At 40.6% G+C, this 13711-nt stretch carries 16 protein-coding genes; 12 read left to right on the top strand and 4 right to left on the bottom strand.

Annotated features, from left to right (window positions below; translation table 11 throughout):
- Positions 1 to 206 precede the first annotated feature (206 nt).
- Positions 207 to 563, bottom strand: a complete 357-nt coding sequence (locus tag V6670_RS09295; protein WP_338653803.1) for a DUF4260 domain-containing protein — start codon at positions 561 to 563, stop codon at positions 207 to 209.
- On the bottom strand, positions 560 to 988 hold the full coding sequence (locus V6670_RS09300; protein WP_338653804.1) for a MerR family transcriptional regulator: 429 nt from the start codon (positions 986 to 988) through the stop codon (positions 560 to 562). The genes V6670_RS09295 and V6670_RS09300 overlap by 4 nt, the downstream gene beginning before the upstream one ends.
- A 123-nt stretch (positions 989 to 1111) precedes the next feature.
- Here V6670_RS09300 and V6670_RS09305 point away from each other — a divergent pair, with 123 nt between their 5' ends.
- The 3 genes from V6670_RS09305 (at position 1112) to V6670_RS09315 (ending at position 4472) form a co-directional block, all read left to right on the top strand.
- Positions 1112 to 1618: a sigma-70 family RNA polymerase sigma factor gene (locus V6670_RS09305; protein ID WP_141903131.1), complete on the top strand. Its 507-nt coding sequence runs from the start codon at positions 1112 to 1114 to the stop codon at positions 1616 to 1618.
- The gene (locus tag V6670_RS09310) at positions 1611 to 2801 is read left to right on the top strand and encodes a hypothetical protein (RefSeq protein WP_141903132.1); all 1191 of its coding nucleotides are present in this window, start codon (positions 1611 to 1613) and stop codon (positions 2799 to 2801) included. The genes V6670_RS09305 and V6670_RS09310 overlap by 8 nt, the downstream gene beginning before the upstream one ends.
- Positions 2802 to 3023: 222 nt before the next feature.
- Positions 3024 to 4472 carry a GGDEF domain-containing protein gene (locus V6670_RS09315; RefSeq protein WP_058843721.1) on the top strand — a complete coding sequence of 483 codons (1449 nt, stop codon included), beginning with the start codon at positions 3024 to 3026 and terminating at the stop codon, positions 4470 to 4472.
- Between the two features lie 53 nt (positions 4473 to 4525).
- Here the strand turns inward: V6670_RS09315 and V6670_RS09320 are convergent, their stop codons facing one another.
- The gene (locus V6670_RS09320) at positions 4526 to 5074 is read right to left on the bottom strand and encodes a GNAT family N-acetyltransferase (protein WP_141903134.1); all 549 of its coding nucleotides are present in this window, start codon (positions 5072 to 5074) and stop codon (positions 4526 to 4528) included.
- A gap of 188 nt (positions 5075 to 5262) precedes the next feature.
- Here V6670_RS09320 and V6670_RS09325 point away from each other — a divergent pair, with 188 nt between their 5' ends.
- From V6670_RS09325 to V6670_RS09365, 9 genes are all read left to right on the top strand, one after another.
- Positions 5263 to 5733, top strand: coding sequence for a DUF2975 domain-containing protein (locus tag V6670_RS09325; protein WP_036117275.1), 471 nt, complete (start codon positions 5263 to 5265; stop codon positions 5731 to 5733).
- 10 nt (positions 5734 to 5743) lie between these two features.
- A complete protein-coding gene (locus V6670_RS09330; RefSeq protein WP_141903135.1) occupies positions 5744 to 5965 on the top strand; it encodes a helix-turn-helix transcriptional regulator in 222 nt (73 codons plus the stop codon).
- A 119-nt stretch (positions 5966 to 6084) separates the two neighbouring features.
- Positions 6085 to 6735, top strand: coding sequence for a TetR/AcrR family transcriptional regulator (locus V6670_RS09335; RefSeq protein ID WP_036117279.1), 651 nt, complete (start codon positions 6085 to 6087; stop codon positions 6733 to 6735).
- Between the two features lie 59 nt (positions 6736 to 6794).
- A complete protein-coding gene (locus tag V6670_RS09340; protein ID WP_338653806.1) occupies positions 6795 to 9113 on the top strand; it encodes an ABC transporter permease in 2319 nt (772 codons plus the stop codon).
- 6 nt (positions 9114 to 9119) lie between these two features.
- Entirely contained in the window at positions 9120 to 9875 is a 756-nt protein-coding gene (locus V6670_RS09345; protein ID WP_338653808.1) for an ABC transporter ATP-binding protein, read from the top strand.
- A 106-nt stretch (positions 9876 to 9981) separates the two neighbouring features.
- Positions 9982 to 10500, top strand: coding sequence for a sigma-70 family RNA polymerase sigma factor (locus tag V6670_RS09350; protein ID WP_338653810.1), 519 nt, complete (start codon positions 9982 to 9984; stop codon positions 10498 to 10500).
- Entirely contained in the window at positions 10487 to 11149 is a 663-nt protein-coding gene (locus tag V6670_RS09355) for a TIGR04104 family putative zinc finger protein (protein WP_338653811.1), read from the top strand. The genes V6670_RS09350 and V6670_RS09355 overlap by 14 nt, the downstream gene beginning before the upstream one ends.
- A gap of 141 nt (positions 11150 to 11290) precedes the next feature.
- Positions 11291 to 11842: a biotin transporter BioY gene (locus V6670_RS09360; protein ID WP_036117296.1), complete on the top strand. Its 552-nt coding sequence runs from the start codon at positions 11291 to 11293 to the stop codon at positions 11840 to 11842.
- A gap of 18 nt (positions 11843 to 11860) precedes the next feature.
- Positions 11861 to 13435 carry an amidohydrolase gene (locus V6670_RS09365; RefSeq protein ID WP_338653815.1) on the top strand — a complete coding sequence of 525 codons (1575 nt, stop codon included), beginning with the start codon at positions 11861 to 11863 and terminating at the stop codon, positions 13433 to 13435.
- Between the two features lie 25 nt (positions 13436 to 13460).
- On the opposite strand, the gene V6670_RS09370 is transcribed toward V6670_RS09365, so the two are convergent.
- Positions 13461 to 13670 (bottom strand): hypothetical protein, encoded by a 210-nt coding sequence (locus tag V6670_RS09370; protein WP_089932408.1) that lies wholly within the window; start codon positions 13668 to 13670, stop codon positions 13461 to 13463.
- Positions 13671 to 13711 lie beyond the last annotated feature (41 nt).

Here is a 13711-nt window from a genome sequence, read left to right on the forward strand (position 1 = left end):
CACAAAATGGGCAGCGGTGCTGTGCTTAGCGCTTGCTTTGATATTACCGTTTATTTACAACTTTCTTATCTTCATGATGAGGGGATAAAGTGAACCGTACATAGTAAACGTAGCAGGTTGATGATTTATAAATAGGATGATCTATTAGTTTAAAAACAACCACTCTATCACTGAACCATGTAGAGTGGTTGTTTTTCTTGTAATACTTACGTAATTTGTTGTAAATGCGTTTTCTGAAAGGCTTCCTCATATTTTAAACCGTAGCCAAGTGCGCGATCTAAGAAAATATGTGCGAGCCAAATTAAAGCAATCATCAGAAGTATAGAGCTAGACATCATAAAGCCTATTACTAGAAGGAGGGCAGGCAATACAAAGCTATGCCCAATATTATAGAAAACAGCGCCTATTTTCGGATTGAGGAGATAGCCGATCATAGTGATGTCAGGGAGTAATAAAAACACCATAAAATACAGCCATGAAAAATCCAAGTGCCCATAGAAAAAGACGGTGATAATCAAGGCAATCACATATTCTAAAGAGATGATTTTACGTAATTTCATCATAAGTCACGACCTTCCAATAAATTTTGATACATCCCCTCAATGAGGGAGGCAATTTTTTCTTGATTTTTTTCATATTGTCCGTCAGCCATTAATGTCTTAGTCAATTGTAATGATTGCAGTGCGTGCTGATAAAAACGTAATTGTTGCTCGATTTGTGCTATTTTGACTGAAAATAGCTGTACGGTTTCTTCATTACAAGCTGTGGAGATAGGCTTTTGTTCCAATGTCAGTAAATGTTTAATTTCTTGTAAGGTAAAGCCGAGTTGACGTAAGACGATGATGAATTTCATTGTCTGCTCACATGCGGCATCATACACACGATAGCCATTGTCCTGTTTTCGGGGATGTAAAAGACCCTCTTTTTCGTAGTAACGGACTGTATCAGTTGTTAAGTGAAATTTTTCGGCGAATTGTTTAATTTTCATACGAGCACCTCCTAAATTAATCCTAACATTGGAGTATGCTCCAAGGTCAAGGTTTTTTTGGATAATAGTTAAAAAAATGAAACGGTTATTTAGTGGCAGTCGTTTATAGTGTAAGAAGGGGAGGTGGACGGCATACTTGAAGAAATAATCGATGAACATGCAGAACATTTATTACGTCTCGCCTATTTTTACGTGAAAAACCGGCAAACAGCCGAGGATATTGTGCAAGAGGTCTTTATTAAATTTTCTCAGCGTGGCTATGAGGAGCGAGGGCAGCTACGTGCTTATTTATCCACGTTAACGATTAATCAAAGCAAAGATTATTTAAAAAGCTGGCATTATAGGAAATTACTATTCCAAGAAAAACTATTTCCGCTACAGGGGAATAAACAACGAGATGAGCTCGTTGCAGCAGAGGAACGATCTCAGATTGGGGCAGCCATTTTAAAATTGTCCTTAGCCTATCGTGAGCCCGTCATTCTTTATTATTTTGAAGAAATGAAGATTCGTGATATTGCTCAGCTACTAGGAATTGCAGAAAATACGGTGAAAACAAGGCTGAAACGGGCAAGAGAAGCGTTAAAGCCCCATCTAAAGCAGGAGGAATGGGAGGTGCTAGGGCATGAATGATATACAGAAGGAATTAGTCAATGTAGCAGGGGATGTGACAGTGAGCAAAGAAAGAGTCAAAAAACATGTGTTACAACAGCCGACTAACAGAAAAAAATCTGTACGATTCACGCTATTAACGGTTGTGCTCACTCTTTGTGTTGTGGGTTTTATAATGATGCAGCTTTTAACGAACGAAACAAAGCAGACGACCGCCCTATTCCGTGAAATGCAACTGGAGCACTTTGAGCGTATTAGCCATATGATATGGTTAGGGCAAGAGCAGGCATATTATAAAGAGGAGGCGTATTTTTCATATGAAAAGCTTGTTGCCTCCTACTATTTTGCGAAATCATTAGGGGTTACCTATTCTAAGAAAGAGTTAGAGGCAGAAAGAAAGAAACAGGTTGAGCAATTGGAAATGCTACAGCAATCGCCTGAATCTGAAGCTCTTTTTCTCGGACTAGAGCCGAAACAATATGTGAAAACATACCTTGAACCCCTCCTGCCAATGTATACCGCTAGGACGAAGCTGTATGCGATGTATCAAGAAAAATATCCAACCTTTTATGCTTATCAAGAGGTAGCCAATATTGATGCCAAACGGTATTTCCAAGCGCATTTTGCTGAGCAGGCAAGAACCTTTCAAAAGGAGCATAACATCGAAATACGTACCAGTGCACATGGCTCTTCAATGGTCGGCACAGTTGCGAAGGTCGAATCGAATGTTTTCTTATTTATAGAAGGAGTGATTCCTGAGGATCTTAATCATATGACGAAGGGACAGCTTGCGGAAAAATATGAACAAGCCGATTGGTATCCTGTGCTGGATGAATTTCCTGTCGAGCAGGGGGATTATATTACTTTCACTTCAATGGGAACAGGGAGCATTGAGGAAAACGGAGTCGTAAGAAAATATGGTTTATTAACTAAATTGGAAAAACTAGAGCCAACCATTACAAAGGTGCTTGAGCTGGAAAATGACAAAGAAGTCGCTCAGTTTTTGCAGGATATCCCGTGGCAGTCAGCCAATAAGATAGCAAGACCTCCCGATTATTCTTTTCAGGTTGATGGCGTGCGTATCGAAATGTGGAAGGGCTATGGTGGATCTCTTTATCTTCAAAAAGTAGGGAGTGGAGAAATCCAACTGAATGCTAAAAGAGCAATGCAGTTAAAAGCGCTAATAGGTTTACAGGAATCTTAGCAAGTCTCTTTGAAAGAGGCTTGTTTTTTGTTGAGGAGAAAATTATAGTGAAAGTACCATGTTAAAATAACTTTTCATTACATCTAGGATAAAATACATAGGGATATTTGTTGTTAGGAATAATTGCTTAATGATGGGAAATTAAATGAGTCCAAAGAATTGTAATATTTTGTGTGCAAAGGTAGTATTAAAGAAGTAAGGGTGAAAATAAGGGGGAGCGGTATGAACACACAAGAATTTGAAGAATTATGGATTACGCTCAATGAATTATATAATGCTGATCGCTTTTTAGAATATATAGAAATAAGTAGTGCCGCAATTGAGAGTGCCATTGAGCTTGGAATGTATGATAAGGCTATCCTGCTATTGCGCTATAGCTGTGCTAGTTATTTTCAAACGGGTGATCTACAGCTTTCCATCAGTGTCCTTGAACAATATCGTGAGCTAACCTTTCAACATGGCAATGATATTGATTTAATTCAATACTATAATTTAGCCGCTATTTATTGGGGAACATTTGGTCATTTAAAGAAATCAGAAGAGTTAATGCTGAAGGGCTTAAAAATAGCTGAAACGATTCATCATGTGGAGAGTATGGGGAAAATTTACAATAACCTAAGTGATTTAGAAATTTCGATGGGTAACTATCGCACAGCCAAGGAATTTGCCCTAAAAAGTCTTTACTATTCGAATGCATTTGAAGTGAAGCATAAAGAGCCCTATACAGGGGTTATGTATCCTAAAACGAACCTAGCTGTTGCACTTATTTGGCTGGAAGAATTTGATGAAGCGAACGAACTCTTACTAGAGTTGCTGGCAACGATTCAAGATCCGCCTTATTCGAAAGTACAACTAGAGGTTTTCAATGCGTACGCCTTCCTATGTGAAAAACAAGGGCGTATCAGTGAAGCCATTGATTTATATCAAAAGACGAAACATTATGCCCTGCAAAACAATGACCTGTCCTTGCTGCAAATCATTTATAATTCTTTAGTGAAATTAATTGAGGCACAGGGTAATAAAATTGTGTTATGTGCTATACAAAAAGAATTTATTAATATTTTATTAGAAATTCAACGTGAAAACTATTCACATGTATTGTTTGAAATGGAATACAACGATCATAAGAAGCAATTTGAAAAAAATGCCTATATGGATCCGCTGACAAATATCTACAATCGACGCTATTTTGATGAACAGGCGAAAAAGATGGTTGAAAAAGCGGCCGAAAGTAATCAGCAACTAGCTTTAATGATGGTGGATTTAGACCATTTTAAAGAAATCAATGATATGAATGGACATTTAATTGGCGATGATGCGTTGACGAGTACAGCCAAAGCATTAAAGGACTATTTTGAACCGTTTGAGTCCATTGTTGCTCGTTTTGGTGGGGATGAATTTATTGTGCTAAGTCAGGTTAAGGAAGGGGAATCGGTGCAAATATTGGCTGATAATCTTTATCACGCATTAACGGCATTGTCTCTGGTAGTGAATAATGAAAAGGTTCATTTGGAATTTAGCATTGGAGTAAGTACCAATCAGCAGGGCAGCATTGTAAAAGTGGAAGAACTAATCCAACATGCAGATGAAGCGCTCTATAAGTCCAAGCGCAATGGTCGCAACCAAATTACGCACTATAATCATTATTCCGATGTGGGAAATGGTATATAAACGAGGGAGAGGCATATCTGCATAGGAAGTGCCTCTTTTGTGTAAGTTGTCAACTAATGGTTTGGATTGATTAAGCCATAATAAACAATATCTTCGAAAGCACCATTTTTATACACATGCTGTTTTAGGGTTCCCTCATAATGCATCCCGCATTTCTCCATGATTTTGCCGGATGCAGGATTGGATTGAAAATACTGAGCATAGACACGATGATACTTTTTCTCTTGAAACGCAAAGGCGATGATTGCTTGGGCTGCTTCTGTCCCATAGCCATTTCCCCAATAGGGCTCCCCAATCCAATAGGCGATTTCACCCCTTTGATGTGGCTGCTGATTGGACAACCCTATCGCCCCGTATAATTGCCCACTGTGTTTGTCTGTTATAGCCCATTCATAGAGGCGATTCTCCTCAAAGTTTTGTTGATGAGTGGCTATCCATGACAATGCACAATCTATTGTATAGGGATAAGGTACATTCAGTGTGCTTTTGTAAATGGCATAATTGTTACATAAAACACTTACCTCAGGTGCATCTGCTTCTGTAAAAAGGCGGAGTAATAAACGCTCAGTCTCCATTGTTTTTTCTGCTGCTCGGTAAATCATCGAATTCCTCCTTTGTCTTCAGCGATATTTTTTAAAGCTTGAGAAGATGAATCGATTATAGCACAATAAAAGGGAAAATAAACCAAATGACAGTTAAAAATACATCTTGAATCAGAATAAATATTTATTGAAAAACGATAAAAAATATGATAAATTGTACAGGAGAATAAATAAAAGAGGTGCGTCAGATGAAACGAGAAACGCTCTTTTTAAAGATAGCTGTTTTTCTAATGGGAATACCGGTTCTTGCCTTATGTCTATTGGTAGTTCCTCGTGTAGCGATAGGGGCAGCACAGCATTTTCCGAAAACAACCATTTTTGCTTTACTAGGTGTTTATGCAACGGCCATCGCCTATTTTGTTGCTCTGTATACGACGATTAAACTACTAAGCTATATCGATCAAAATATTGCGTTTTCAGAACGATCCGTGAAAGCTTTAATCAATATTAAATATTGTGCAATTATCATTAGTGGTGTATACGTGGTAGGCATGCCACTGATATACTATGTGGCGGAAGTAGATGATGCCCCTGGTCTTATTATTATCGGAATGGTTATTATTTTTGCTTCCTTTGTCGTGGCAGTCTTTGCTGCTGTGCTGCAAAAGCTTCTAAAAAATGCCATCGATATCAAATCAGAAAACGATTTAACGGTTTGAGGTGAATACTATGGCAATGATCATCAATATTGATGTAATGCTGGCAAAACGAAAAATGAGCGTAACAGAGCTTTCAGAAAAAGTGGGCATCACGATGGCAAACCTTTCTATTTTAAAAAACGGCAAGGCCAAAGCCATTCGTTTTTCAACCTTAGAGGCCGTTTGTGAGGCATTGGATTGTCAGCCCGGCGATATTTTGGAATATCGAAAGAACGAGGACACGCAAAAATAAGAGTCTGCTTCATGCAGATTCTTTTTTTGTAGGAATTATTGCCAGTAATAGTCGTCCTATGATACGATAAAGGAAAGATATATCGACAGGCAGTCGGTCAAATGTAAGGGGTTGTGATAATGAGGGAAATGAAGAAGGCGGAAGAGCGTCGTAATGAAATATTAGATGCAGCAGACGAATTATTTACACAGAAGGGGTTTGACGGTACTAGCACCAGCAATATTCTTGAAAAAGTAGGCATTGCACGGGGCACACTTTATTATCACTTTAAGTCTAAGGAAGATATTATGGATGCCCTCATTGAGCGTTATACAAGTACGATGCTCGCAAAGGCAAGAGCGATTGCAGAAGACAAAAGCATTGCTGTGAATGAGCGCATTCTACGTGTTGTGATGGCATTAAACATACAGCATGAAAATGGTGGTCAGGAGATTATGGAGCATGTGCATAAGCCACAAAATGCATTAATGCATCGAAAAATACAGCAGGTGGTGATGAATCAAGTGCCACCAATCCTTACGGCCATTATTCGTGATGGTATTGAACAGGGCGTTTATCATACCCCCTATCCATATGAGTGTATGGAAATGATTATCGCTTATACCAATGCTGTATTCGATGATGATTTAGTGCTGATGACAGATGAAGAACGAGCGGCACGCATCCCAGCATTTATCTTTAATGTCGAACGAATGCTTGGAGTGGAAAGTGGTAGTTTGCTCTATATGATGCAAATGTTTGGCAAGGATGGCGAAGGTAGTACGACATAAATACGAATGAGGGTCTTGTTAGGTTTGACGGTAGTTAAAAACTTCCAAAGAGGTGACCTATGTGTTGGAAAATTGTGCGAAATGACATGGCAAAGAGCAAGCTTATAGCAGGCATCACGATACTGTTTGTGGCAGCTGCTGCTATGCTTGTCACGCTCTCGGCAATGCTCATCGTCCATTTAACAAGTGCAATGGAAACGATGATGGAGCAAGCAGAAACGTCTCATTTTTTACAGATGCATGCAGGCAAAATTGATCAAGCACGGCTCACTGAGTTTGCGGAACGTGATGAACGTGTAGACGAATTTCAGGTCAATGAATTTCTCAATGTAGATGGGGCCAAGATCCATATTGCTGGCACCACACTAGCACATAGTGTACAGGACAATGGCTTTAGTACGCAAAGTGAGAAATTCGATTATTTACTGGACTTGGATGGTCTTGTAATTGAAGTGGCGAATGGCGATATTTATGTGCCAGTAGGCTATTGGAAGGATGGTACAGCTAAACTGGGTGACACCGTGATTGTTCAAGATAAGCACTTGACGATTGCAGGATTTTTACGAGATTCACAAATGAATGCTATGCTGGCCTCTTCAAAACGCTTTCTTGTCAGTGAACAGGACTATGCAGCCATCCAGGGAGCGGGCACGGTTGAATATTTGATTGAATTTCGGTTAAACGATTTGGCTGAATTAAAAGATTTTGAAGAAGCCTACACACGTGCAGGCTTAGAAGCAAATGGACCATCCATTACGTTCCCGCTATTCAAAATGCTAAATGCACTATCGGATGGGCTAATGATTGCTGTCATTTTATTAATCAGCCTTCTTGTAGTATTCATTGCTTTTATGTGTATTCGTTTTACATTACTCACGAAGATGGAAGAGGATTATCGCGAAATTGGTGTCATGAAAGCGATTGGCATTCGAGTTGCGGATATTCAAAAGATGTATTTTGCCAAATATGGCGTAATCACGGTAATAGGCTGTATGCTAGGGTTTGCTAGCTCTTTCTTGCTTCGAGATAGGCTACTTGAAAATATCCGTTTGTTCATGGGGGAAACGGGCAATACCTCACTGATTTGGCTGTTCACCTTCATCGGGCTATTGCTCGTATTTATCGTGATAATGGGCTATGTACAATCTGTTCTGAAACAATTTCGCAAGCTATCAGCCACTCAGACGCTGCGTTTTGGTACAACACAAGGAAAAACACAGCATACAAAATGGTTGAACCTCAGCTCAAATAAAAGACTTCCCATTAATCTCTTTCTTGGGGTGAAGGATGTCCTGTCACGGAAAAGGCTGTATGCCACTATGCTGGCTGTCTTACTCCTGGCAACATTTATCATCATTGTACCTCATAATTTACACAATACGATTGCCACCAAAAGCTTTATGACGTATATGGGCATTGGCAATAGTGATATTCGAATAGATGTCCCACAAAGCAAGCAAACTGCCCAGCAGGTGGCTGCTGTCATTAAGACATTTGAACAAGACAAAGCAATCGAGAATTATAGTGTGTTGACGACAAAAAAATTCACGACAATGGCCGATGATGGCTCGGAAGCAAGCTTAAAAATAGAGCTGGGCGACCATACCATTTTCCCAGTAGAATATGCACATGGCAGGGCACCAATTGCCCACAATGAAATCGCGCTTTCTGTGCTAAATGCTGAAGAACTTCACAAAAAGGTTGGCGATGCTATGTCATTGATCATTCATGGTGAAGTGAAGGATTTGATTGTTAGCGGCATTTATTCTGATATTACGAATGGTGGCAAGACAGCAAAGGCAGCTTTCTTTGACCATTCTACAGAAAGTATGTGGAGTGTCATCTATGGAATGATGTCTAAGCCATCGCAGGTCGAGGAGAAGCGAAAGGAATATGCAGAAACGTTTTATTTTGCAAAGGTCTCAGGCATTGATGATTATATCAACCAAACCTTTAGCACGACCATCCATGCCATTGAAAAAGCATCTCATGCAGCACTTGCCATAGCCCTCTTGCTGTGTTTGCTTGTCACACTGTTATTTATGAACATGCTAATGGCGAAGGATCAAACATCTATCGCTATTATGAAGGCATTAGGCTTTACCAACAGAGATATCGCTACACAATATGCGGCTCGATCCGTGTTTGTTTTACTTTTGGCTATAACAATGGGGACGTTCCTCGCCAACACGCTGGGTGAGCTTGTGACAAGTACAGTTATCGCATCATTTGGTGCGGCTTCATTTAAGTTTACGATTCAACCTCTAGCGGCTTATGTTTTTTGCCCATTAGCGCTTACAAGCGTTGTTCTGCTAGCTACACTAATAGGTACGTCCAGGGCGGGGCATGTCAAAATGATGGACCATATAAAGGAGTAGAACCTTATGAAACTAGTGAGTGGTGAGCAAATAGTAAAGTCATTTCAGGTCGGCAATGAACAGTATAATGTGTTAATGAATATATCCGTTACAATAAATAAAGGGGAGTTCGTTGCTATTATGGGGCCCTCTGGCTGTGGGAAATCGACACTCTTGTATGCACTTAGTGGGATGGACACTATCGATCATGGGCAAGTGATCTTTGATGGCATGGATTTAGCCTCACTTCGTGACAATGAACTTGCAGATTTGCGCAGAACAAGAATGGGCTTTGTGTTTCAGCAGCCGACCTTTCTAAAAAACTTAAATATCCTTGATAATATTTTGTTACCTGTGATGCGTGATCAGCGAAGAAATGTGAGCACCTTAACAGACAAAGCGCTGTACATCATGGAAAAAATGGGGATTGCGGACTTAGCAAAGCGAGATTTGACACAAGTTTCTGGCGGTCAATTGCAACGAGCAGGCATCTGTCGTGCATTGATTAGCGATCCTTTAATAATTTTTGGAGATGAACCAACAGGTGCTCTAAATTCAACATCTGCACAGGAAATCATGGATTTATTCACTGTCATCAATAGCGAGGGTACAACGATCATGCTTGTGACACATGACCCGAAAATTGCTGCCAGAACGGAGCGTATTCTCTTTATGTGTGATGGAGCCATCGTAAATGAGCTACGATTGCCCACCTTTACAGGCATAGATTTAGACGATAGAATGGCCAAAGTAGCCGCTACTATGCGAGAAATAGGTATTTAAATAGATGAGAATCCGTAATGATTAAAAAATTACGGATTTTTTTTGTAAAAATTGAATCGCCATGGCAGTGACGTCCGTCAGTAGTGTTAGAAAGAAGGTGAGAGCAATGGTGGATATTGAACAGATAATCGAGGAGCATGGTGATTACTTGCTAAAGGTCGCCTATCTATATGTGAAAAATAAGACGACAGCAGAAGACATTGTGCAGGATGTGTTCATCGCCTTTTATCAAAAGCAGGAACAGTTTCGCCAGGAAGCATCATTGCGTACATATTTAGTGAAAATGACGGTTAATCGAAGTCATGATTATTTACGGAGTTGGAAAAGCAAACGGCTGACACTGTTTGAAAAGATTACAGGGCGCACGACAACGGTTACACCTGAAAAGGAGATGCTAGAGAAATCCGTCAAAAAAGAGCTAATGGAGGCATTGTTTACGTTATCAGTCGCCTATCGAGAGGTCTTGATTTTGTATTATTTTGAGGAGATGTCGACTGTGGAAATTGCCCAGCTCGTGCATTGTCCAGAAGCAACAATTCGTACAAGACTACAGCGAGCCCGTAAACAGCTGGCAGCAGCAATGGGTGACTTTGATTGGGAGGGGCTACGTCATGAATCAATTTAAAGAGGATTTGCTTAAGGAGCTACAGGATGTCAAGCTCTCACAACAGCACAAGCAATTAATCGCTGATAAAGCACGACGAAAAGGGCAACGTAAAACAGGAGGGGAATGGACATATCGTCTCGTGCTGGCTACCTTTACTGTTTTCGTCATTGGTTTTAGCTATATTTTGACACAGCAAAAGGAACAGCGTACCACAGGACAGCAAGCAGCTAGTACATCATCAGATACATGGCACTGGTGGTCACTTTTTGACTCCGATTATGTAAGAGGCATGTTATTGCTTGGTATATTTATCGGAGCAGCTTTTATTGTCAAGCGTTTGTTAGTGAAAAAAGGATATGGCCTCCCTGTTTGTATTGAATGTGGGGAGAGCTGGTCTGAGAAAGATACACGTAAGTTGTATCGCAAAAATGGTGAAATTGTGTGCCCTCATTGTGGACAAAAACAATATCGCACAAAAAAATCCATTCAAATCAGTGGTGTGATGACGATGCCAGTGCCTTTATTGATTATGCTGCAGCATGTTTTCCAACATTTTGTTATCGGACTTATTTTCTTTTTAGTGGGCATGTTCTTTTATCATCATCAAATTGCGCCATATGTGTTTAAGCTGCAAGAAAAAGATCCAATGAATGAACCTTTATGGTAATCATTTTGAAAGGAAATTGCTATTGTAATCTAGCAATTTCTTTTTTTATTCGAAAATAGATTGACAACGGTTTTTATTTGCTTTATCTTTGTGTTAACTTATTTTAATTATTGGTTAACGCACAAGGGGAGGCTTTTTACATTGAAAAAAGGAAGTACATATCAATACGTGTTAGCAGCATTTGGAGCAGCGATTATCGCCGTTCTAGCACAAGTAACGATTCCACTACCACTTATTCCGATTACAGGACAAACTTTAGCGGTTGGAATTGTCGTAACCATTTTAGGGACAAGATTAGGGACGATATCTGTCCTGCTTTATATACTATTAGGCGCAGTAGGTTTACCTGTATTTAGCGGGATGTCAGGCGGACTCGGGATTTTAGTTGGTCCAACAGGCGGATATATCGTCGGTTTCCTTGTCACAGCGATTATTATGGGCTTATACTTAGATCAATTTGGTATTACATTTGTTCACGCTATTATTGCGAATATTATTGGCATGATCATCACATTAGCGTTCGGAACAGTGTGGTTAAAAATTGTAGCAGAATACACGTGGACAGCTGCCTTTATGGGTGGTGTTGCACCATTTATCGTAGTGGGGATCGTCAAAGCGGTACTTGCAGCGTGGATTGGTGTCATTGTCCGTCGTCGCTTAGAGAGCGCACATTTAATTGAAGCAACAGCATAGGACATGGGAGGAATTGTTTTGGCAACATTATGGACAGGTGGCAAGATTTACACGATGGCTCAGGTTGGTGAAACAGTGGAAGCAGTCCTTGTAGAAGATGGAAAAATTGTGGCGACAGGCTCAGTGGAGAGCTTGTCGCCATTAGCTGCTTCTATCCAACATTTACAAGGACATGTAATGTATCCAGGCTTTGTCGATAGTCACTTACATATTATTGGTTACGGTGAAAAGCTCAAGCATATTGATGTCTCCACAATTACAAGTAAAGAGGCATTACTTAAGAAGCTTCAAGAGCGAATGTCCAAGGCCACAGCACAGGAATGGGTCATTGCAATCGGGCTAAATGAAAACCAATTTGATGAACCGATTTTGCCGTCATTAGCGGAGCTGGATGCACTTGGAGAAGCCTATTTAATCATTAAACGGAGCTGTCATCATTTAATTTTAGCGAATTCCAAGGCGCTTGCCTTTGCTGGCATTACCAATGATACACCTTCACCAGAGGGCGGTGTCATTGACAAAGTCGACGGTCAGCTCACAGGTGTACTAAAGGACGCAGCATTGTATTTAATTGTCAACCATATGCCGCATATTACACCTGCGTATATCGAGGATGCTTTGGCAAAAGCGATTGCCTCGCTCCAATCCTATGGTTTAGTAGGAGGGCATTCTGAGGACTTAAGCTATTACGGACCACCCAGCCAACCGATTCTGGCTTATCGTAAAATCGTGGAGGCACAGCAATCCTTTAAAGTTCATTTATTACAGCATCATACGGTCTTTGAAGAGGTCGCAAAAATGGATTTAGCCCCATCACCATTTTTAGAGTTTGGCGCTATGAAAATTTTTATTGACGGAGCCTTTGGCGGTCGCACGGCGGCGCTACGTCAACCGTATAGTGATGACCCTAACAATGCTGGGATGCTCATTCATACAACAGAGCAATTAACGACCTATGTTCAGCTTGCTCGTCAGTACGGACAAACTGTGGCCGTGCATGCGATTGGAGATTTAGCAATAGCAACGATTTTAGACGTTTTTGCGGCCTATCCGCCGCAGGATGGTCAGTTTGATCGAGTGATTCACTGTAGCTTAGTCGATGATGAACTATTAGCCAGGCTAGCTATTTTACCTGTTGCGGTAGATATGCAGCCGCAATTTGTACAGGGAGAATATCAAGCAGAGCTATCGAGACTTGGAGAGGAGCGCGCTCAAGGCTTACATCCTTTAAAGTCGCTTCTTGACCGAGGGCTGATTGTGGCAGGAGGCAGTGACGCCCCGATTGAGGTTCCCAATCCGCTACAAGGCATTTACGCTGCTGTCACAAGAAGAAATATTGGCGAAAGCCATGAGGGCTATAATCCGCAGGAGAAAATTTCACGGTTTGAGGCCGTCCATCTGTATACCGTAGGAGCAGCCGAAATAATCGGTCAGTCACATAAGCGTGGCAAAATTGCAGCAGGCTATGCAGCCGATTTTACGGTTTTACAGGAGGATCTTTTTACTGTAGATATTGAACAACTACCACATATACAAGTAGCTTGTACGGTGGTGGATGGGAAGATGGTATATGAAAATCGCTGTGAAGGATAACCTTTGCAGCGATTTTTTTCTCGGTCTATTGTTTGTCAGCAAAATTTTTTACTTGCTGCTCTAAGCTCGATACACGTTTTGTTAAGTCCTCTACTTGCTGTTGCATGGTTGGTGGAGGAGGCACAGGGACGGTTGACTTCATTTTTTTAATCATATGAATCATCACGAAAAAGATAGCTAGAAACATACATAAAAGAACAGTTGTACTAATGATATCGCCAAGAGTGAATTTCATGTTTGCGCTCCTTTCTCTAGTGGGTATCTAGTTATATACTG

It is taken from the genome of Lysinibacillus sp. Y5S-8, from assembly GCF_036894365.1.
Lineage (GTDB): Bacteria > Bacillota > Bacilli > Bacillales_A > Planococcaceae > Lysinibacillus > Lysinibacillus fusiformis_D.

Bases quoted from the DNA above. Each gene is read 5' to 3' on its own strand.
- V6670_RS09350 (WP_338653810.1), top strand. From the start codon at position 9,982: ATGGTGGATATTGAACAGATAATCGAGGAGCATGGTGATTACTTGCTA.
- V6670_RS09355 (WP_338653811.1), top strand. From the start codon at position 10,487: ATGAATCAATTTAAAGAGGATTTGCTTAAGGAGCTACAGGATGTCAAG.
- V6670_RS09315 (WP_058843721.1), top strand. From the start codon at position 3,024: ATGAACACACAAGAATTTGAAGAATTATGGATTACGCTCAATGAATTA.
- V6670_RS09295 (WP_338653803.1), bottom strand. From the start codon at position 563: ATGATGAAATTACGTAAAATCATCTCTTTAGAATATGTGATTGCCTTG.
- V6670_RS09300 (WP_338653804.1), bottom strand. From the start codon at position 988: ATGAAAATTAAACAATTCGCCGAAAAATTTCACTTAACAACTGATACA.
- V6670_RS09345 (WP_338653808.1), top strand. From the start codon at position 9,120: ATGAAACTAGTGAGTGGTGAGCAAATAGTAAAGTCATTTCAGGTCGGC.
- V6670_RS09330 (WP_141903135.1), top strand. From the start codon at position 5,744: ATGGCAATGATCATCAATATTGATGTAATGCTGGCAAAACGAAAAATG.
- V6670_RS09340 (WP_338653806.1), top strand. From the start codon at position 6,795: ATGTGTTGGAAAATTGTGCGAAATGACATGGCAAAGAGCAAGCTTATA.
- V6670_RS09310 (WP_141903132.1), top strand. From the start codon at position 1,611: ATGAATGATATACAGAAGGAATTAGTCAATGTAGCAGGGGATGTGACA.
- V6670_RS09325 (WP_036117275.1), top strand. From the start codon at position 5,263: ATGAAACGAGAAACGCTCTTTTTAAAGATAGCTGTTTTTCTAATGGGA.
- V6670_RS09320 (WP_141903134.1), bottom strand. From the start codon at position 5,074: ATGATTTACCGAGCAGCAGAAAAAACAATGGAGACTGAGCGTTTATTA.
- V6670_RS09335 (WP_036117279.1), top strand. From the start codon at position 6,085: ATGAGGGAAATGAAGAAGGCGGAAGAGCGTCGTAATGAAATATTAGAT.
- V6670_RS09370 (WP_089932408.1), bottom strand. From the start codon at position 13,670: ATGAAATTCACTCTTGGCGATATCATTAGTACAACTGTTCTTTTATGT.